The organism is bacterium (assembly GCA_030685015.1).
GTDB lineage: Bacteria > CAIWAD01 > CAIWAD01 > CAIWAD01 > CAIWAD01 > CAIWAD01.
This window is the reverse complement of record JAUXWS010000067.1, coordinates 1-19,738: the sequence shown is the minus strand read 5'-3', so window position 1 is coordinate 19,738 and position 19,738 is coordinate 1. Positions and strand designations below refer to the sequence as shown.

At 67.9% G+C, this 19,738-nt stretch carries 17 protein-coding genes; 5 read left to right on the top strand and 12 right to left on the bottom strand.

Annotation, left to right across the window (positions count from 1 at the left end; genetic code table 11):
- Positions 1-8: 8 nt before the first annotated feature.
- Positions 9-851 (bottom strand): lamin tail domain-containing protein, encoded by an 843-nt coding sequence (locus Q8O14_09505; protein ID MDP2360974.1) that lies wholly within the window; start codon positions 849-851, stop codon positions 9-11.
- A 524-nt stretch (positions 852-1,375) separates the two neighbouring features.
- Here Q8O14_09505 and rpsD point away from each other — a divergent pair.
- Together rpsD and Q8O14_09495 are read left to right on the top strand one after the other, a co-directional pair.
- The gene (gene rpsD, locus Q8O14_09500) at positions 1,376-1,996 is read left to right on the top strand and encodes a 30S ribosomal protein S4 (GenBank protein ID MDP2360973.1); all 621 of its coding nucleotides are present in this window, start codon (positions 1,376-1,378) and stop codon (positions 1,994-1,996) included.
- A 202-nt stretch (positions 1,997-2,198) separates the two neighbouring features.
- The gene (locus tag Q8O14_09495; GenBank protein MDP2360972.1) at positions 2,199-3,965 is read left to right on the top strand and encodes a hypothetical protein; all 1,767 of its coding nucleotides are present in this window, start codon (positions 2,199-2,201) and stop codon (positions 3,963-3,965) included.
- A gap of 69 nt (positions 3,966-4,034) precedes the next feature.
- On the opposite strand, the gene citF is transcribed toward Q8O14_09495, so the two are convergent.
- The 10 genes from citF to Q8O14_09445 form a co-directional block, all read right to left on the bottom strand.
- Entirely contained in the window at positions 4,035-5,582 is a 1,548-nt protein-coding gene (gene citF / locus Q8O14_09490; GenBank protein MDP2360971.1) for a citrate lyase subunit alpha, read from the bottom strand.
- A gap of 159 nt (positions 5,583-5,741) precedes the next feature.
- Positions 5,742-6,383, bottom strand: coding sequence for a redox-sensing transcriptional repressor Rex (locus Q8O14_09485; protein MDP2360970.1), 642 nt, complete (start codon positions 6,381-6,383; stop codon positions 5,742-5,744).
- Positions 6,384-6,803: 420 nt separating this feature from the next.
- Positions 6,804-8,117 carry a glycine--tRNA ligase gene (locus Q8O14_09480; GenBank protein MDP2360969.1) on the bottom strand — a complete coding sequence of 438 codons (1,314 nt, stop codon included), beginning with the start codon at positions 8,115-8,117 and terminating at the stop codon, positions 6,804-6,806.
- Positions 8,098-8,907 carry a DNA repair protein RecO gene (gene recO / locus Q8O14_09475; protein ID MDP2360968.1) on the bottom strand — a complete coding sequence of 270 codons (810 nt, stop codon included), beginning with the start codon at positions 8,905-8,907 and terminating at the stop codon, positions 8,098-8,100. Before recO ends, Q8O14_09480 begins: the two co-directional genes overlap by 20 nt.
- 5 nt (positions 8,908-8,912) lie before the next feature.
- Complete coding sequence (gene mgtE, locus Q8O14_09470) at positions 8,913-10,250, bottom strand: magnesium transporter (GenBank protein MDP2360967.1); 1,338 nt, start codon at positions 10,248-10,250, stop codon at positions 8,913-8,915.
- Positions 10,247-11,104 carry a 16S rRNA (adenine(1518)-N(6)/adenine(1519)-N(6))-dimethyltransferase RsmA gene (gene rsmA, locus Q8O14_09465; protein ID MDP2360966.1) on the bottom strand — a complete coding sequence of 286 codons (858 nt, stop codon included), beginning with the start codon at positions 11,102-11,104 and terminating at the stop codon, positions 10,247-10,249. Before rsmA ends, mgtE begins: the two co-directional genes overlap by 4 nt.
- A 98-nt stretch (positions 11,105-11,202) precedes the next feature.
- Positions 11,203-12,582, bottom strand: coding sequence for a YchF/TatD family DNA exonuclease (locus Q8O14_09460; GenBank protein MDP2360965.1), 1,380 nt, complete (start codon positions 12,580-12,582; stop codon positions 11,203-11,205).
- Between the two features lie 39 nt (positions 12,583-12,621).
- A complete protein-coding gene (gene radC / locus Q8O14_09455; protein ID MDP2360964.1) occupies positions 12,622-13,308 on the bottom strand; it encodes a DNA repair protein RadC in 687 nt (228 codons plus the stop codon).
- Between the two features lie 95 nt (positions 13,309-13,403).
- Entirely contained in the window at positions 13,404-14,003 is a 600-nt protein-coding gene (locus Q8O14_09450; protein MDP2360963.1) for an NUDIX domain-containing protein, read from the bottom strand.
- Complete coding sequence (locus Q8O14_09445) at positions 14,000-14,803, bottom strand: methyltransferase domain-containing protein (GenBank protein MDP2360962.1); 804 nt, start codon at positions 14,801-14,803, stop codon at positions 14,000-14,002. The genes Q8O14_09450 and Q8O14_09445 overlap by 4 nt, the downstream gene beginning before the upstream one ends.
- A gap of 258 nt (positions 14,804-15,061) precedes the next feature.
- On the opposite strand from Q8O14_09445, the gene murA reads away from it, so the two are divergent.
- Both murA and Q8O14_09435 read left to right on the top strand, forming a co-directional pair.
- The gene (gene murA / locus Q8O14_09440) at positions 15,062-16,351 is read left to right on the top strand and encodes a UDP-N-acetylglucosamine 1-carboxyvinyltransferase (GenBank protein ID MDP2360961.1); all 1,290 of its coding nucleotides are present in this window, start codon (positions 15,062-15,064) and stop codon (positions 16,349-16,351) included.
- 69 nt (positions 16,352-16,420) lie between these two features.
- Entirely contained in the window at positions 16,421-17,434 is a 1,014-nt protein-coding gene (locus Q8O14_09435) for a hypothetical protein (GenBank protein ID MDP2360960.1), read from the top strand.
- 106 nt (positions 17,435-17,540) lie between these two features.
- Here the strand turns inward: Q8O14_09435 and Q8O14_09430 are convergent, their stop codons facing one another.
- On the bottom strand, positions 17,541-18,206 hold the full coding sequence (locus tag Q8O14_09430) for a chromophore lyase CpcT/CpeT (protein MDP2360959.1): 666 nt from the start codon (positions 18,204-18,206) through the stop codon (positions 17,541-17,543).
- Positions 18,207-18,297: 91 nt separating this feature from the next.
- Between Q8O14_09430 and Q8O14_09425 the strand changes: the two genes are divergently transcribed.
- A complete protein-coding gene (locus Q8O14_09425; protein ID MDP2360958.1) occupies positions 18,298-19,524 on the top strand; it encodes a metallophosphoesterase in 1,227 nt (408 codons plus the stop codon).
- Positions 19,525-19,738 lie beyond the last annotated feature (214 nt).

The following is a 19,738-nucleotide window of genomic DNA, read 5'->3' as shown; positions in this document are numbered from 1 at the left end:
GGCCGTTTCTACCGGACCAGCAGGATCTTGCTCACGGCGCTCTGGTCGCCCGCCCGCAGGTGGACGAAGTAGGGTCCGGCAGGTTGTCCGTCCATGTCCAGGCCCATCTCGTGCAGGCCCGGACCTAGCCGGCCGTCGGCCAGCAGGCGCACCTCCCGTCCCAGCATGTCCATCAGGCTGAGCCGCACATCGCCGGTCTCCGGCAGCACGAAGGAGACGCGCGTCGATGGGTTGAAGGGATTGGGCCAGGCCAGCAGGTTGAGTTGGGCCGGCCGATCCGCGGGATCGACGGCCCCCACCGTGGTCTGTGTCTGCCCAGGCACGGGTTCCGCCTCATCATACCAGGCCTCCGGTCCCAGACCCGTGCCCCGATAGTGGAGGGAGTGCCCTTGCTCCACGTCCGGCAGGAAGGCCCCGGCCGGCCACAGGCCGGCCTCGATGGCCTGTCCTTCCCAGGAATGTCCCACCTGCCCGTATTGCAGGTAGTCCACAAGATTGCCCAGGTTCTGCGCATCGCTCCGCCACAGGCCCAGGAAGCCATGGGTGTTGCCCAGACTCGGCCCGGCGAACCAGACTTCCTGCTGCGTGTGGGGCAGGGCCTCCACCGCATTGTTGTGGATGACCAGAACCTGGCCGGGTCCCAACTGGACGGCGGGCAGGATCAGGTTCGGACCGTTGCAGTCCAGCAGCCAGCCATCCAACGAGACAGGCTCCGTCCCGGTGTTGATCAATTCAATCCATTCCTGGCCGGTGTCGACGCCCTCCGGGTCGTAGCAGACCTCGTTGAAATGGATTCCAGCCCGGGCTGTGCAGACCAGTCCAGCCGCGAGCAACCATGCAAGGTGCTTCATGTCTTCTCCCATGCGTGTTTCATGATCGAAGGGGGCGGTCACCCGCCCCCGCCCTGTCCTGACCTCGACGAGGGCAGGTACGGAGGGCCTCGTGAATCGTTCATGGCACAGCCCTTTATCTGGATCCGCCTCGGGCAATTGGACCGGCGCAGGGGCCGCCGGTCCGGGCCGTTCCTCCGAACAGCTCCAACCTCGAAGCAGGATCAGGCAAGGGCTGGGCCAGTTGACAACTACTTGTCTGTCAATAAGATATTGGCCTACAGGGCCGGGCCGGCATCCTGTCTTTCTGGAAAGCTGCGGTGAGCTTGGAAGTGGATGGCGAAAGTGTCCAGGCCACGGACCGGTGGATCAAGCCGGGGAGATGGGCGCCTGAGGCGAAGGCGTTTCCTTGGTTATCTGCTTGTCATGCATTATTCTGAGGGTTCTTTTTCACAACGGAGGTAGCTCCCCGGTGGCCTGGCGGAAGGTCCGCAGGCGCTTCGTGAGGCCGGGGCTCCTGTGATCAACTCACTTGGAGGAGCACAATGTCTCGTTACCGTGGACCGAAGGACCGTTTGTCGCGCCGCTTCGAAAGCAACTTGTTCGGCGCCAAACGCAATCCAATGGACCGCAGGGGTTTCGCCCCCGGACAGCACGGCCACAACCGCCGTGCCAAGAAGAGCGAGTACGGCATCCATCTGGACGCCAAGCAGAAGTTCCGGGCCTACTACGGCATGATCAGCGAGGCCCAGTTCCGCCGCACCTTCGACCGGGCCCGGCGGATGCGCGCCGGCGTGACCGGCGAGGTCTTCGTCGGCCTGCTGGAAAGCCGCCTGGATGTCATGGCGATGCGTATGAGCTTCGCGCCCAACATCTTCGCGGCGCGCCAGATCGTCACGCACGGGCACATCCTGCTCAACGGCAAGCGCTGCAACATCCCCAGCGCCCGCGTCATGCCGGGCGACGTGGTCAGCGTCCGTGAGAAGAGCCGGAAAATCCCCATGATCTTCCACCAGTTCCTGGGCAGCAAGGGGACGCCCCCGACCTATGTCGAATTGAACCAGGACGACTTCTCAGGCAAGCTGCTGCACTTCCCCGAGAAGCACGAAGTCCCCTTCCCCGGGGAGTTCAACGAGCAGCTGGTGGTGGAATTCTACAGCCGCTAGGCGACTTCCCAACCCTCTACTGGAACACCTGAAAGGCCCGCCGCGCGGGCCTTTCTTCTTGCCCATGGGACTTTGACCGGCCAGCCCATCCAGCTTCCCGGCCAATTCCAGTATCACAGCTTTCGCTGGAAAAATCGTCCGCAAACTGCCATACTCGCCTGCCCATAAGAACCTGGTTCAGACACACAGCTCGAGGCCTATCATGTTGAAGTTCAACCCTGGTGTGGGTGCGCTCTTGCTGCTGGCAGGCGTATCCCTGGCCATCTCCACCCCACAACACAGCCGCAACACCCTGCTGGCGCCGGATCAGGTGGGCGCCCTGCGTGAGTCCCGCGCCGCCGCGCCCTTGTCCGCCGCGCAGAAGGACCGTGTGCAGCGCGCCATCAACGCCATCAAGAACGGTCCGCCGGCCACCATCACCTTCCGTGACTCAACGGGCAATGTGGACACCCTGAGCACGACCGCCATCGCGAAAAGCCTGCAGAAGCAGCTGGACGACGGCCGCATCAAGGTGGACAGCACCATCTCCGCCGATGACTACGCCGTGGCGACCACGGACGGCCGGGCCAGCGATGCCGCCGACGAAGTGGATGTCCATCCTGAGGTGGTGTCTGGCGCGGACAGCACCTTCCTGCAGGAGGTGCTGGTCCACGAGTGGCGCCACAAGGTCCAGGTCAACGGCAGCGAGGCGGCCGACGAGGTGGAGGCCTATTCGCTGGAGCTGAGCTACAAGGACAGCCTGGGTCTGGACAGCACCAACTTCCACTATCGGGAATGCCGGAACAACCTGGCATCCTTCCAGGGAAACGTGGACGATGCGGCCCGTCCCCGCGAGCGCAAGCGCTCCGCCCTGGTGGACGCCGCGGGCCGGTATTGGCAATTGCTTCTGGCGGATCCCGGGCAGGGTGTGGTCAGCCGCCTGCAGACGCGCCCGCCGGGGTCCCAGGGCTGGACCCTGCTGCCACCTTTGTTGGGTGGGACGGTCAATGGCAGCGACCTGCTGAAGCTGGACACGCCCAGCCAGTCCACCCTGCTGGCCTGTGGAACAACCCAGTTCGGGGCCGGCGCCCTCGTCGCCCTCCAGGTCTCGCCCACAGGCACGGTCATGGAGCAGTTGATCCTCCTCCGCTTCGGCGAGAGCTTCCATTGCATGACGCTGCTGCCTGAGCCGGGCAGCGTGGCCGTGCTGGACGTGGTGCAGAACCGCGTGCGGCGCTTCTTCGACAGCAACGGAGACGGCATCCCCGACGCCGACGGCGGCACGATGATCCTGCTTCCCCCCTCCGGCAGCTGGCGCCGGCTGGACCAGGCCCAGCACCCCCTCTTCGGCGCCGGACTGGTCGCCGGGCAGCAGGATCGCCTCTTCAGCCACCTGCGCCGCCTCCATGAGCCGCTCACTTTCATGCAGGACGTGGACGGCGACCACCTGATCGACCTTATCCATCTGGTGCCCGCTTATCACTTCATCCAGCGTGTCCCGGTCATCCAGGAGCCCTATCCCCAGCCGGGCGACAACCTGCTGCTCGTCTCCGGCTCGTGGAACCACCATCTGGAGGTCTGGCGCACCGATCCCCTGGGCAACCCCATGCATCCGTTGGGCATGGTGCACATGATGGAGCCGGAGATGCCCGTGATCCTGGACATGCCCCTCGAACTGGGAGAATGGATCCGTCCCTTCGACCTGAACACCGGCCAATGGCAGGGGCGCGCCATCCGCGTGGGTGGAGAGCCGGAGCCGCTGCCGGCGCCGGGCAACCTGGCCATCCAGCTGGAAGCCATGCCTATGGGCTGGACCTTCCTGCTCACCTGGGACCCCGTCCCCGGCGCGCTCTATTACCGCATCGAGTCCAACCCCGGCACAGGCGAGTGGCTGCCCTTCGCCGACGTGCTGGGCACTTCCCATGCCTGGACCCTGCCCGGCCCCACGCTGCCCGCCCTGCATCTGTTCCGGGTGAGGGCCTGCAACTGAGTCCATCATCCATCGCCCTGAAGAGGGCCCCCGCGGGGGCCCTCATTCATGGGTCGGATGCACAGTCGCTCAAACTCTGATGCGGCGCACCGTGTCGATGAGGGTGCCATCCCGATACTCGATGACGGCCACCACCTCCTCCTCCGTCTCGGCCTTGGTCTGGTGGCCGCCCGTCAGCTCCAGGGCCTTGCGGTGCAGGTCCTCGATGGCGACGAGGGGCAGGTCCTTGCCGCGCAGGCGCTCCAGCAGGTCGCGGCGCCGCGGGTTGACGGCGATGCCGTGGTCGGTCACCAGCACGTCGATGGTCTCGCCCGGGGCCGTCACCGTATGGACGCGGGGCACGACGATGGAGTGGATCTTGCGCGTGAGCGGCGCCGTGATGATGGTGAGGGCGGCGTCGGCGGCGTCGGTGAAGCCGCCGATGCCATGCAGCAGCCAGCCATCGCTGTGGGTGTTGACGTTGACGTTGAAGTCGAGGTCAATCTCGGTGGCGCCCAGCACGCTGGCCTTGACGCGGGGGGCGAAGCAGCCCTTGCTGTGGTAGTTGTAGGAGACGAAGGGGTTGGTCGCCACGTGGCGCTCATTCTCGCGCAGGCTGCGCACGCCGGCCAGGTCGAAGCTCTGCCCGTCCAGGATGCAACCGACCAGGCCTTCTTTCAACAGATCCACCAGAAGCTGGGTGCTGCCGCCACGGGCGAAGGTGGCCCGGGCGCCCTTCTCCCGCAGATAGCGACCCATGAACTCGACGAACTTCAGACTCATGCCGCCGGCCCCGGCCTGGAAGCTGAAGTCCGGTTCCTCCATCAGGCCGGATTCCCACACCACGCGGGCGGCCAGTTCGGCGATCTTGACGCGGTCGGGCTCCTCGGCCACGCGCGTCGTGCCGCTGACGATCTGGGCCGGATCGCCGATGGCCTCCACCGCCACCACTCGGTCCACGTTGCCGCCCTCGATCATCCAGGGAAAGACCGGGAAGGGCTCCAGATTGTCCGTGATGACCGTGACCCAATCGGCATAGAGGCTGTCCGCCAGGGCGAAGCCGAGCGGCCCGCAGGCGCTGCGGCCGCGGTCCCCCGTGGCGTTGCCGTGGGGATCCGCCGTGGGCGCCGTGATGAAGGCGGCGTCGATGTGCAGGTCCCCGTCCTGGATGGCCCGGAACCGGCCGCCGTGGCTGCGCAGGATGGCCGTCCGCGCGAAGCCGCCCACCGTGCAGAGCTTGCCCACGGGGCCGTTCATCGACCCCTCGACATGGCTCACCACGCCGCTGCGGATGTGGTCACAGAGCGGCTCGTGGCAGGGGAAGAGCGCGCTGGGCGCCACCACGATGTCGCGCAGCCCCCGGCGGGCGATGATCTCCATCACCTGGTTGAGGATGAAGTCACCGTTGCGCAGGTGATGGTGGAAGGAGACGACGCTTCCATTGCGCAATCCGGCCTCGTCCACCGCCGCCTCCAGGCTGGGGAGCAGCTTGTTGCTATAGCCGCAGCCGTTGCGCACGGGCGGCCCGGCCTTGCGGCCCGTGGGCGGGGTGCGGCCGCAGCCGGCAAAGGGCTTGACGGATCGGCCGTTGACTTCCGTGGGCACGAGGCGGCCCAGGCTATTGGGGATGAGCTTCATGCAGCCTCCAGCTGATGGTTGCGCCGACCGGATCCTGCCGGGCCGGCGCGGCCAATATAGCAGCGGACCGGGGCGGGTCCGGCAAGGGAGGAGCCGGGCGCGGGCCGGGCGTGGCTTCGGGCAGGAATCGGCTGAATCCGGAGTAAGGCGGGGGGGCGCTCAGGCCATTTCGCGGTTGAGCCGGTAACTGAGGTTCATGATGCCCACCGAGAGGTTCTCGTTCTGCACGACGATGCCGTCGGGCACGGTCACGTTCTCCGGGCTGAAGTTCCAGATGGCCTTGACGTCGGCCTCCACCATCATGTCGCAGACGGTCTGGGCCGCCTGGTGGGGTGTGCAGATGATGCCGATCTGGATTTTGTGCTGCTGGATGAAGGGGGTCAGTTCGTCCAGGTCGCGGACAATGATGTCTCGCATCTTGAGGCCGATCAGCTTGGGGTTGACGTCAAAGATCCCCTTGAGAACCAGGTTGAAGCGCTCAAATCCTTGGTAGTTGGCGATGGCCTGTCCCAGGTGGCCGGCCCCCGCCAGCACCATGTCCTGTGGCTGTTGGAGGGCCAGCACCTCGCTCAAGCGCTGGATGAGGAAGCGCACGTTGTACTTCTTGCCCTGGCGTCCGAAGCCGCCCAGGGTGAAGAAATCCTGCCGCAGCTGGGTGGGCTTGATGCCGATGATGCCGGCCATCTCGCTGGAGGAGATCTCCTCCACCACGTCGGGCAAGGTGACCAGGAAGTTCAGATAGCGCGCAAAGCGCAGCACCGTGAACTGGGGGATGTTCTTGAAGATCGCGTCATCGGACATGGGGATCTCCCCGCGGTGTGTTTGTGCCGGTCGGCCGGCGCTCCGGTTCTCGTTCAGCTCGCGGACCCGTCGCTGTAGCAAGGACGCCTGTGCTCGCCTCACAACTTGTTAGGAAATTGATAGGTCATTTCCAAGACGAAAAAGGCGTTCGGCATCCTATTGATCCACAAACGGCTCCACGTCAAACATAAGCAAAATTTTCACACCTGCAGGCGGCCATGGCCGCCCGCTTGCTCCGGAAGATACCGGATCGCCAAGTATCGATTCAATTCATTCGTTCCGGGGCGGAAAAAGATTAACAATCCCCTGTTGATATCCCTACAACACAAAACGGTCAAGATTCTGAACTGGGTCCCTGCCTGATCAAAAAGCCCGCGGATTCCTGGGCGGATTCCGCGAGCTGGCAAGCCGTGGGTCGGCTCAGCCTTCTATTTGGTCGAAGAGCCAGTTCTTGAGCTGGTCCATCTTGACTCGTTCCTGCTGGCAGCTGTCACGATGGCGCACCGTGACGCAGCCGTCCGTCTTGGAATCATAGTCCACGGTGAAGCAGAAAGGTGTGCCCACCTCGTCCATGCGCCGGTAGCGCCGGCCGATGGCGCCGGCATGGTCGTAGAAGCCGTTCCAGCGCCCGCACAGGTCTTCGAACAGGGCGCGGGCCATCTCCCCGATGCCGTCCTTCTTGACGAGCGGCAGCACGGCGAAGGTGATGGGGGCCAGCCGCGGCGGCAGGGCAAGCAGGACGCGCGGCTCGTCGTCCACCACATCCTCGCGGTAGGCATCGCACAGGAACATGAGGAGCGTGCGGTTGAGCCCGGACGAGGTCTCTATGATGTAGGGCATGTAGCGCTCGCCCTTCCCGCTGTCGATGTAGTCCATCTTCTTGCCGGAAAGGGCCTGGTGGGCCTTCAGGTCGAAATCGGTCCGGTTGTGGATGCCTTCCACCTCCTGCCAGCCGAAGGGGAAGAGGTACTCCACGTCCCAGGCTTCCCGCGCGTAATGGGCCAGCTCCCCCGGACCGTGCTGGTGGAAGCGCAGATTCTCCGGGCGGATGCCCATCCGCCGGTAGTAATCCATGCGTTTCTCCTTCCAGTGGGCCATCCATTCGTCGTCGCTGCCCGGCTTGACGAAGAACTGCATCTCCATCTGCTCGAACTCGCAGGTGCGGAAGATGAAGTTGCCTGGCTTGATCTCGTTGCGGAAGGCCTTGCCCACCTGGGCGATGCCGAAGGGCACCTGCAGGCGCGCGGCGTTCTGCACCAGCAGGTAATCCACATAGATGCCCTGGGCCGTCTCGGGCCGGATGTAGATCTGGCTGGCCGTGTCCTCCAGGGGACCCAGATGGGTGCGGAACATCAGGTTGAACTGGCGGGGCTCCGTCAGCGCGCCGCCGCAGTTGGGACAGGGCGCGGCGGGATCGATCTGGTCGGCCCGGAAACGGGCGCGGCACTCCTTGCAGTCCACCAGCGGATCCACGAAGCCGTCCACGTGGCCCGAGGCCTGCCACACTTCGGGCCTCATGAGGATGCTGGCGTCCAGCCCCACGATGTTGTCATGGCGGCGGGTCATCTCCGTCCACCAGGCGCGCTGCAGGTTGTTCTTCAGCTCCACGCCCAGGGGACCGTAATCCCAGCAGGAGGCCAGGCCCCCGTAGATCTCGCTGGACGGGAAGATGAAGCCGCGCCGCTTGCACAGGCTCACCAGCTTGTCCATGATGTCAGGCGTCTTCTCGTCCATTCCGCTCCCGTGTGTTGGTGGTTGTCGTCTCAAGTTCCCAGGCCTGGGCCAGGCTTCGCACATCCAGTCCCGGGGCCAGATGCGCGCGCAGCAGCAGGGCCAGCAGCTCACCCAGCTGGCGCCGCGTCTCCGCCGTGATCTCCCGTCCAGCCACTTCGTCCGGGGGGCGGTGCAGCAGGAAGTGCAGCACGCGCCACAGGGCGGGGGTCAGGGCCGCCTCCTCCCGGCCCGACCGGCAGTCCGGGCAACGGGCGCGGCCCTCCCGGGCGTCGAGGCCCCCGCCCGCCAGGCGGCGGAAGTCCTCCCAGGGCCGCCCACAGACCGCGCAGGCGGCGAGGTCCAGACCGTAGCCCGAATGTGTCAAGAGGAAGAGGAGGAACCAATAGATGAGATTCTGCGGCCGCGGGCAGTCGCCCGCCGCCAGACGCAGAGTGGCCGCCGCCGTGTCGAAGAGGACCGGATCGGCGTGCTCCGGCAATTGGGTGTGCTCCAGCGCCTCCACCACCGCCAAGCCGCTCATGAGGCGGGCGTAGTCGGTGCGCAGGCCGCGGAAGTCGTCCACCAGATCGGCCTCCTTGAGCAGCTGCAGGTCGCGTCCCTCACGCACGAGCAGCTGCAGCTCGACCAGATGGCCGGTCTGCAGCACGGCGTCCAGGCCTTGCCTGGGCCGCCGCACGCCCTTGCCCATCAGGCCCAGCCGGCCCTCCTCGCGGCTGTACACATGCAGGACGAGGCTGGTGTCGCCATAGGGGATCCGTCGGAGGACCAGGGCCTGGACGCGCCGGTTCATCTTGCTCAGGTCAGCATGGCGCTGATCAGCAGCAGGTAGACGGAGAGGCCGAGGATGTCGTTGCTGGTCGAAAGGAATGGTCCGCTGGCCAGCGCCGGGTCGATCCCCGCCCATTTCAGCAGCAGAGGCACGAAGGCGCCCACCACCGTGGCCTGCATGATGACGCAGGCCATGGCCAGGGCGATCACGCCCGCCGTGGCGGGGCTGCCCAGCCACAGCCAGACCACGGTCAGCATCACCAGGCTGCAGGCCAGGCCCAGGGCGAAGCCCACCTTGGATTCCTTCCAGAGGCGGGGCAGCAGGTCCTTCACCTCCAGCTCGCCCGTGGCCAGGCCGCGCACGACGATGGTGGCCGATTGGTTGGCCACGTTGCCGCCCATGCCCATGACGACCGGCACGAAGAAGCTGGCCGAGAGCAAGGCGCGCAGGTCGGCCTCGAAGCGGCTCATGACGAGGGCGTTGACCAGTCCGCCCGCCAGCCCGACCAGCAGCCAGGGGGTGCGTTGGCGGATGACGACCAGGGAGGAGCGCTCCAGCACGTCCTCCACCGTTCCGGCCAATCGCGCGATGTCCTCCCCCGCCTCCTCGTGGGCGATGTCATAGACGTCGTCCATGGTCACGCGGCCCAGCAGGCGGCCTTCGCTGTCGACGATGGGAACGGAGGCGAGGTCGTACTTGCGGGCCAGCGCCGCCACCTCCTCCTGGTCGGCGTCCGCCCGGGCCGAGATCACCTCGCGGTCCATGATCTCGCCCATCCTCTGGCCGCGGCGGGCCAGCAGCAACCGCTGCAGGCTGACCTGACCCAGCAGGCGGCCCTCCCCGTCCACCACGAAGACCACGTAGATGTCCTCCACCTCGCGGTCCTCGGCCAGGCGGCGCACCAGGCCGATCGCCTGGTCCACCGTCGTCTCCGCAAGGGCGGAGACGAACTCCCGGGCCATGACGCCGCCGGCGGTGTCGTCCCCGTGGCCCAGCAACTGGACCAGATCGGCCCGCAGGTCGTGGTCGAGGCCGGCCAGCACGTCCTCGGCGCGCTGCTCGTCCAGCTCCTGCAGCTCCTGGACCAGGTCGGCGGCGTCGTCGGACTCCATCTCATTGAGGACGGGAACCAAGTCCTCGCGGGTCATCTCCTCCAGGATGTGGTCGCGCAGGGACTCGCCCAGCTCGGGCAGGATCTCCGCCTGCTGGTCGGCGTCCGCGCTGAGGAAGAGGGCAAGGGCGGCGTCCTCGTCCACGCGGGACATCAACGCGGCGATGTCGGCCGGATGGGCGTCGCGGAAGTACTCGTGCAGATCGCCCAGATCGGCCAGGATGCGCCGCAGGCTGGACTTGGCCTTGTTCACGCGCCTGTCCTTTCGCCCTGGTCCGCCAGGGCGCCCAGGCGGGCGGCCAGGTCGGCGAACTCGGCCACGGTAAGACTCTCGGGACGTCGGGTGAGCAGTTCGTCCTGGCCGCTCAGACCGGCGGGATCCGGCAGTCCGGGCACTCCCGCCAGGGAGCGGCGCAGCATCTTGCGCCGCTGGTTGAAGGCGGCGCGCACCACGCGGCGGAACAGGGTCCCGTCCGCCACGGCAACGGCCGGCCGCGGCAGCGGACGCAGGCGGATGACGGCGCTGGTGATCTTGGGTCGGGGGAAGAAGGCGACGGGCGGCACCTCGAGCAGGATCTTCCCCGTGCAGTAGAGGGCGGTGAAGACGGAGAGGATGCCATAGACACGGCTGCCCGGCCCGGCCAGGATGCGTTGGGCCACTTCCTTCTGGATCATGATGCTGAAATCGGTGATGCGGGGCGCCTCCGCCTCCTCGTGGCCGCGGCGGATCTCGTCCAGCACGCGCATGAGGATGGCGCTGGTGACGTGGTAGGGAAGGTTGCCCACGATGCGCAGGGCGCGGCCGCCCAGCTCCTCGCGCAGGTTGAAGCGCAGGAAGTCGGACTGCACGATGCGCAGATTGGGCGCCGCACCCAGCTCCTGGCGCAGGTGCTCGACCATGCGGCCATCGATCTCCACCGCCACCAGTTCCCTTGTGCGGGGCAGCAGGGCGCGGGTGAGGGCCCCCTTGCCCGGTCCGATCTCCAGCACGCAGTCCCCGCCATCGATCTCCAACGCCCCGGCGATGCGCTCGATCCACCAGGGATCCACCAGGAAGTTCTGGCCCAGGGACTTCTTGGGGTCGAGGGAGTGATAGGATTTCGTCACAGCCCGCCTCCCTGCCCGTCCCCTGGTTCCATCACATCGCCATCGGTCTAGCTCTCGATATCGATATCGACTACAGACCTTTCCGGGATCACGCCCGCTCAGCCGGTCTCGTCCAGGACACGGACCCGGAGCGTGGCGCCGTACTCCTCCGCCAGGCGTCGACAGGCCTCGATCCTGATCGTGCCGTCGTCCACCACCGTGAAGACCACCTCCACCCCCGCCGCCGCGGTGTCGCGGGCGAAATCGAGCAGGGCCGGGAAGGCGCGCTCGCCCCAGGCCGGCCGCACCAGCTCGTTGTACTGGACGGCGTTGTCGGCGTTGAGGGAGATGCTGGCCACATCCACCAGGCCCGCCAGCTCATGGCCGGTGGGCCGCTTGTGCCACAGGTCGGAGTGCCCGTTGGTGTTGACGCGCACGCGCGCCCCGCGGGCCTTCAGCCAGGCCGCCGTCTCCTTCAGCACATCCAGGCGCATCATGGGTTCGCCGTAGCCGCAGAAAACGAACTCCTCCCAGGCGGCGGCGCCGCCCTGCGCCTCGATGGCGGCGATCATCTCCGCCGTCGTGGCCTCCTGTTCCCGCCGCAGGGCCAGGTTGTGCCCCTTGACGACCGGGTGGCTGAGGCGCGTGCAGAAGGTGCAGTCCGCCGTGCAGCGGTTGGTCAGGTTGAGGTAGAGGCTGCGCCGGATGGGGTAGGCCAGCACGCGCTCGTCCACCAGGTCAAGGCCGAAGAGGCGGCGGGCGTTGCGCGTGGTGATGCGCGCCACGTCGGCCACGGTGAGGCCCTTCACCCCGGCGATCACCTCCGCCGCCTCGACCAGGCAGGCGGGCTCGTTGCGCCGGCCGCGCCGGCTCTGCGGGGGCAGAAAGGGCGAATCCGTCTCGAGCAGTATTTGCTCCACCTGCAGGGCGGCGATCACCTCGCGCTGGTTGCGCTTGGGATAGGTGACGGAGCAGGGGAAACCGACCAGGAAGCCCATCGTTTTCAGCCGCGCGGCGGCCTCCGCGCCGTAGGCATAGCAGTGCATGACGCCGCCCACGTCGGCGGCCCGCTCCTCCTCCAGGAGGCGGAGCGTGTCCTCCTCGGCGGCCCGGGAATGCACGACGAGGGGCAGGCCGCGCCGCCGGGCCAGGCGGATCATCTGGCGGAAAACGTGCAACTGCGCCTCGCGCGGCGCGTAGTCGCGGAACCAGTCGAGCCCCACCTCCCCGATCGCCACCACCCGCTCATCGGCCGATCGCGCCTCGATCCAGTCCTCCAGATCCTGGCTCCAGTCGGCGGCGTCGTGGGGATGGAGGCCCACGGTGAAGTGGACGAGCGCCTCGCCGCGGAACAGGGCGAGACCGCGCTCGATGGTCAGGCGATTGTAGCCGATCTGGACGACCGCCTCCAGCCCGGCCGCCCGCGCCCGCTCAAGCACCGCCGTGCGATCGGCGTCGTACTCGGGTCCGTCGAGGTGGGCATGGGAATCGATGAACACGGCACCCTTTCCAGTCACTTGTTCTGTCGGCCCCCGCGCTCAGGATCCTCCCGCCGGCCGGGCCGGCGGCGCGAGCAGGCCATGCTCGTGGAAGCTGAACCAGCCGGCGGCGGTGATGATGAGATGGTCCAGGACGCGGATGCCCATGATCTCCCCCGCCTGGACCAGCTGGCGGGTGAGGGCCAGATCCTCCGGGCTGGGCTCCAGGCTGCCGGAGGGGTGGTTGTGCGCCAGCACGACCGTGGCGGCGCTGTACTGCACGGCGAAGAGGAAGACCTCGCGCGGGTGGACCAGGCTGGCGTTGAGGCCGCCGATGGAGATCACCTCGTCGCGCACCAGCCGGTTGGCCGTGTCCAGGTAGAGACAGCGGAACTGCTCCCGCACCAGGCGACCCATGGGCGCCAGATAGCGCCCCACCGCGGCCGGCTGGTGAAGGACGGGAAACTCCCGCGCCCCTGGATCGTGCAGGCGGCGGCCGATTTCCAGGGCCGCCACCAACTGGGCGGCCTTGGCCTGCCCCAGGCCGTAGACGCGCATCGCCTCCTCGACGCCGCGGCAGGAGCCCAGGGCCCGCGGACCGCCCTCCTCGAGCAGGCGCCGGCTCAGGTCGAAGACCGATTCCCGGCGAGATCCGCTGACCAGGACCAGAGCCAGCAGGTCGGCCAGCTCCAGCCCCCGCGGGCCGGCCAGCCGGAGCCGCTCCCGCGGCCCGGAAGAATGCTCCACACAGCCCTCCTTCCGGCAGGCCAAGGTAGCACAGGGAGGGCTGGCCCTCCCTCGGCGCCCTCCCGGCCCGGTGCCGGAAGGGCCCAAACCTCCGCTCAGGGGGTGGGGTTCTGGGGCGGAGGCGGGATTGCGCCTCGCGGCGGCGGACTGTCGGCCAGGATGGACAGGAGCGCCTCATCCAGCGGGGGCGGCTGGCAAAACCAGGGCAGGCGGCTGACAGTCCGGCCCAGTTCCGCCAGGAGACGGCCCTGGATCTGCGGATAGCAGAGGGGGCCGGGCAGGTCGGCGACGGAGCGCGCCTCGGCGATCTCGCTCCCCGCCGGCGGACCGGGCAGGTCGTCCAGCAGGGTCAGGCAGAAAAGGCCGTGGGTGAGCCGCTCCCCCAGCCGCACACTGTAGCCGCACCAGGGCAGGAGAGAGCGGGGATGGGCGCCGCACTCCTCGTGGAGTTCGCGCCGGGCCGTCTCGAGAATGCTCTCGCCCGCCTCCCGCCGCCCGCCCGGTAGTTCCCAGCAAAGGCGCCGACGGTTGCGCACCATGACCAGACGCCCCTCCACAAAGGCGGCATGGACGGCAAAACCCAATTCCGCCTCATGGCGCGAACCCAGCTCGAACCAGCCCATCCAGGGCGGTCCGGCCCGGGCCAGCAGGCGGCGATAGGAACGGTAATCCAGGGTGGCGGGCGGGCCGCTCATGGGCGGGTCGCCCCGCTGCGGGCCGCGCCGCCGCGGGGCTTCGCCGGGATTCTGGTCATCAGCAGTTCCAGCCGTTCGGCAATGAGAACGGGCCGGCCGTCCAGGTCCAGATAGCGGGCCGCGCGGCCTTCCGCCGCCCGGAACCCGTCGAAACGGGCCAGGGCCTCTTCCCCGGACAGGCCGGCCAGGGCGCCCCAGACCACGGGATCCAGGCGTTCCGCCCGCCGACGCCGGCTTTCCACGGCAAAGGGCAGGCCGGCCAACGCCGTGTCCCACCAGGCCTCCCCCGTCACATGCTGGTGGAAGGGATCCAGTCGGTTGAGGCAGGCGTCGAGCAGGGCAGCCGGCTCGGCCCAGTCGCTGAGATAGAGGCGGGATCCCGGCCGGGTGACACGGGCCAGCTCGCGCAGGACGACGGCCGGATCCTCGAAGGTGCGGAAGGCCCAGCGGCAGGCCACCCAGTCGAACAGCCCGTCGGCGAACTCCAGGCGATGGGCGTCCTGGACCGTGATCACAATGTTGTTGAGGCGCTGCTCCACGAAGCGGCAGGCCGCCAGCTTGAGCATGCGGTCACTGAGGTCCGCCGCCATGATGCGGCCACCCGCCGGCGAAAGGCGGGCCGTCAACTGGCCGGTTCCGCAGGCGAGGTCGAGGCCGGTGTCGCCTGGCTCCGGACGGAGCAGGCGCAGGACGTGCTCACCTTCCCCGGGCTGGTCCAGGAAGGGGCAGTCGTTCCAGGCCGGGGCCAGGTCATCGAAGTGCCGGGCCAGGTCGGCGCGGTGGGCGGGTGGCGTCATCATCATCCTCCGGGGCGGCCCCGTCCGACGGACTCCCAGTGATATCTTGGCGGCAGACTAGCAGTCTGTCGGACTTGGCCACTTGGCGGTCTTCATCGCTCCAATCGGTCCGGATTTTCCGCAATTTTCTTGAACAGACCACCAGTATGCCCTGCGAAAATTCCGAAAACCCGGCCTCGATTAGGACGCGAATCCCATCCAAGGCCCAAGCCCGACAGGCTGCTAGGCGGCGCCGACGGTCCCAACTTACGAAGGAGGCCCATGTACTTCGAGATCGAAGGCAGTCGCCACCTGGGCGGCACCTTCATCCCCCAGGGAAACAAGAACGAGGCGCTGCCCGTGCTGGCCGCCGCCCTGCTCAGCTCCGATCGCGTCATCCTCGACAACCTGCCCGCCATCCTCGACATCGAGGCCATGCTGCAGCTGGCGGCCTCGGTGGGGGCGGAGGTGGCCTGGGATGCGGCCGCCCACCGCGCCGAGATCGTCGCCGCGCAGCTCCAGGACCAGCCCGACGGGGAGCTGGCCGGACGCATCCGCGGCAGCCTCCTGCTGGCGGCGCCGCTGCTGGCCCGGGTCGGCCGCGCCGTGCTGCGCCGGCCGGGCGGGGATCGCATCGGCCGGCGGCGCATCGACACGCACCTGGCCGTCTTCCAGTGGCTGGGGGCCGAGATCGGCCTGGCGGGCGAGGAGGTGGTGCTGACCGCCCCCCGGGGCCTCCAGGGCGCGCGCCTCTTCCTCGACGAGGCGAGCGTTATGGCCACCGAGAACGCCCTCATGGCGGCCGCCCTCGCCCGCGGCGAGACGGTGATCGAGAACGCCGCCTGCGAACCGCACGTCCAGCAGCTGGCCCGCATGCTGCAGGCGATGGGCGCCCAGGTGGAGGGGATCGGCACCAACCGCCTGCTCGTCCAGGGCAGCGGCGGCGCGCCGCTGGCCGGCTGCCGGCACCGCGTGGCAGAAGATCACATCGAGGTGGGCAGCCTCATCGCGCTGGCGGCGGCGACGGAGTCGGAGCTGCGCATCGCCGGCGTCACGCCCGAGACCTATCGCATGATCCAGCGCGTCTATCACAAGTTGGGGGTGGAGTTCCGCATCGAGGGCGAGGTCATCCACGTGCCGCGGGAGCAGGCGCTGGAGATCGACTACGACCAGTTCGGCAGCATCCCGCGCATCCACGACGCGCCCTGGCCGGGCTTCCCGGCGGACCTCTCCTCCATCGCCGTCGTGCTGGCCTGTTGCAGCCGCGGCCAGGTGCTCATCCACGAGTGGATGTTCGAGAGCCGCCTCTACTGGGTGGACTCGCTCATCAGCATGGGGGCGCGCATCACCCAGTGCGACCCGCACCGCGTTCTCGTCAGCGGCGGGCAGCCCCTCAGCGCCGCGCAGCTGCATTCGCCGGACATCCGCGCCGGCATGGCCCTCATCATCGCCGCGCTGCGGGCCGAGGGCCTGACGCGGATGCAGAACATCCAGCAGGTGGACCGGGGCTACGAACGCATCGAGGAACGGCTGGGCGCGCTGGGGGCCAGGATCAGGCGCCAGGGCGCCTGAGGATAAACCGGTCGGCCACACGCGATGACGTGCGCATCTGAAGCACGCGTTGCGAGGGCAGGTGATCCAATGATGGGAGATGACATGGCAACGAACGGCACAAAGCAGGTGGTACCCTTCTCAACGTGGATGGTTGGCAAAAAGGTCTCCCCGGTCCTGGTCCTGGACGATGGCAAACCCTACCAGCCTGTCATGCTCTTTGTGGTGGACCTGGACGGACAGATCCGGGCCTTCACCCTTGGCCGTGCCGACCATGGCAAGGCGCTTCTGCGGGAGGTCCTGTCGGCGGCAGAGACAGCCCCCTTGGCCGGGGCACCGGGTCATCCAACCTTGGTGTTCGTGGAGGATGAGGAGCTGGCGCGCCAGATCCGCAAGGCCTTGCCAAACTCCGAGGTGCGGGTTCGCGCAACCCCGGAGTTGGACGCGATCATTGAGGAACTCTTCCAGCAGATAGATCAAGGGGAAGAGGACTTGCAACCAGGGGGCGCATTCCTGCCCGATGTGCAAGAACACCACAAGTCGCCCTGGTACCAAGCTGCCGCCGAGATGTACGCTCGGGCTCCCTGGATGATCCTGCCTGAGGATCGGGCCCTGCTGCGTGTCACGGCCACCCCCTTTGGACTCCGAGGGGCCATGGTTTGCCTGATCGGCGAACTGGGTGAAAGCCTGGGCTTTGTGGTCTTCAACTCAAGAAGGGATTTTGACCAGTACTTGGAAGCGGCCGACTGTCTGGATCGAAACGGGCCCCCTTCGTTGGCCACCCTGCCAGAGCATCTCGCCTTGAACTACATCCGTGTGAAGGAGCTTCCAGCGCCGGTCCGCAAGCAACTCAAGACAGTCGGCCACCCATTGGCCGGCCCGAACGCCTTTCCGGAACTGGTCCACTTAGGCAGCCACATGGTTTGCCTGCCGCTAAGCGTGGACGACCTGCGCCGAGGCGAGTTGCTGTGCCGGGTCATCACCTGGCTGGTGGACAACGAACCCCGCTTGGCTGATCCAGACCTGGATGTCACGAGGATCCGACATCGCATCCGTGTCCGGATCGGCGACGAGGTCTTCCCCGTGACCGTCTCCTTGCAATAGCCGCTCCTCCCATCGGCCAGGATCCCGCGGAAGGTGGGAGGACGGGCACACCCTCCGTGGATGATTGGGCTTCCCCCACATCGTCAGGGATGGAAGCATCGCACCATTAAGGGTGGACGGACACGGGAGCGGCTGGCTCCTGGATCACGGGGACCAGGCGTCGAAAGTCATAGCCGCCCTTGTGGGCGCCCCAGGCCTGCCGGCCCTCCTCGTCGTAGCCGCGGTCCCAGGTGCCGAGCCCTTCGCCCGTGATGGACACCTCGCTGGTGGCGTAGGCCGCCCCCCGCAGGGTGCTGGCGCAGCCCTCGCCTTGCGTGCCGCCGGCATAGACGCCCTGGCCGGGATGCCAGGTGAGATGGACGGCGCAGCCGGCGCGCTCCTCCAGCGCCGAGGGGTCCAGTCCAGCCAGGAGGGAGTCGTTCCGCCAGGCGCCGGCGAAGCGCCGTTCAGGGGCGGGCAGCTGCCAGACCTCGCTGACGAAGGTGGTGGGCGATTCCTGGCGCAGGCGGTAGACGCGCTGCCGATAGGGCTGATCCTGGGCCTGGGCCATGGCCTGCTCCACGTAAAGCCAGGGGCCGTCCTCCCGCTCCTTCCAGATGGGGACCATGCGCAGGCGGATGTCGTAGTAGTCGGAGTCGGCGGCGGCCTGCCGCGCGCTGCTGAAAGAGCCGGTCAGCCAGCCCCGCAGGTGTGGCAGGCCGGGCACCTCGTCCTCGGCCCCCAGCAGGCCGGACATGAGCATGACAAGGCAGAGGGTGCGGATCGGCATCATGGGACTCCCGCGGCTGTTGTCCGCCGGCAAGGTACGACGACGGGCGCGGTGCAAGGCAATCACCTCGTGAAGATCGGGAGCGGGCGCCTCCATGTGGAGCTTCTTCACCTTCGCTGGTTTGGTGCTGACAGGCCTGGGCCTGCTGGCCGGATTTCGCCTCCTGCTTCCCCTGCGCCTGGGGCCCTGGCCCACGGCCCTGCTCTGGGGCGCCCTCCAACTGCTCAGCCTCCTGCCCATGCTCGTGCTCGCCCTGCGTCGCGCCTGGCACCCGGCGCGCCCCTTGGAACTGATGGCGGCGGCCGGCTGGGTGGTGATCGGCTGGCTGTCGGTGGTCTTCGTGCTGGTGGTGGCCCGCGACCTCATCCTGCTGGCCGTGCGCTTGACGGGCGGCGTGCAGGCCTGGGCGGCGGGCAGCCCCGCGCAGTGGGCGGCGGCGGGACGCCAACTGCTGGACGGGCGGACGGCGGCCCTGCTCCTGGCGGGGGCGGCCACCCTCTACACGGCATGGAGCGTGTCGGCTGCCTATCGCATGACCCGCGTGCAGCGGGTGGAGGTCCCCGTCGCCGGACTGCATCCGGACCTGGACGGCCTCAGCATCGCCCAGCTGAGCGACCTCCACATCGGGCCCTCCATTCGCCGGCGCCACATCGAGGCCGTGGCAAGGGTGACGCAGGAGCTGGGCGCGGATCTGATCGTCCTCACCGGCGACCTGGCCGACGGCAGGCCCGCCGACCTGGCGCCCCACGCCGCGCCCCTCGCCACCCTGTCGGCGCCGCTGGGCAAGTGGTTCGTCACCGGCAACCACGAGTACTACAGCGACCCCGAGGGCTGGCTGCGCGCGGCCCGCGAACTGGGCTTCGGCACCCTGGTCAACCAACATGTCCTGCTCGGGCGCGGCGCCGGCCGCCTGCTGCTCGCCGGCGTGCCCGACATCAGCGGCGGGCGTTTCCTGCGCTCCCATGAGCATCATCCCGACCTCGCCGTGGCCGGAGCGCCGGAGGCGGACTTCCGCCTGCTCCTGGCCCACCAGCCGGCCAGCGTCTTCGGCGCGGCCAGAGCCGGCTTCGACCTCATGCTGAGCGGCCATACCCACGGCGGACAGTTCCATCCCTGGACCTGGCTGGCGGGCAAGGCCAACCCCTACCTCAAGGGCCTCAACCGGCACGACGGGCGGCTGCAGGTCTACGTCAGCCAGGGGACCGGTTTCTGGGGGCCGCCCATGCGCTTCAGCGCGCCGGCGGAGATCACACTGCTCACTCTCCGCCGGGTGGATGCCGCCAAAGAAGGACCTGGCGCCTTGTCGGAGGTGGGCCACTGATGGGATCCGCGCCACCGTCTGACCTGAGTTTGGTGTAGCAGCTTTGAGGTCTGACCCATCATCTGACCACTAACCACTGCCCACCGCCCACTGCCCTACCTCAGCAGCGTCACCGTCCTCGTCTGCGCCCGCCCCGCCGCCTCCAGCGTGACCAGATAGAGGCCGCTGGCCAGGCGTCCGGCCTGGAAGGGCAGGTGATGCGTGCCCGCCGGCA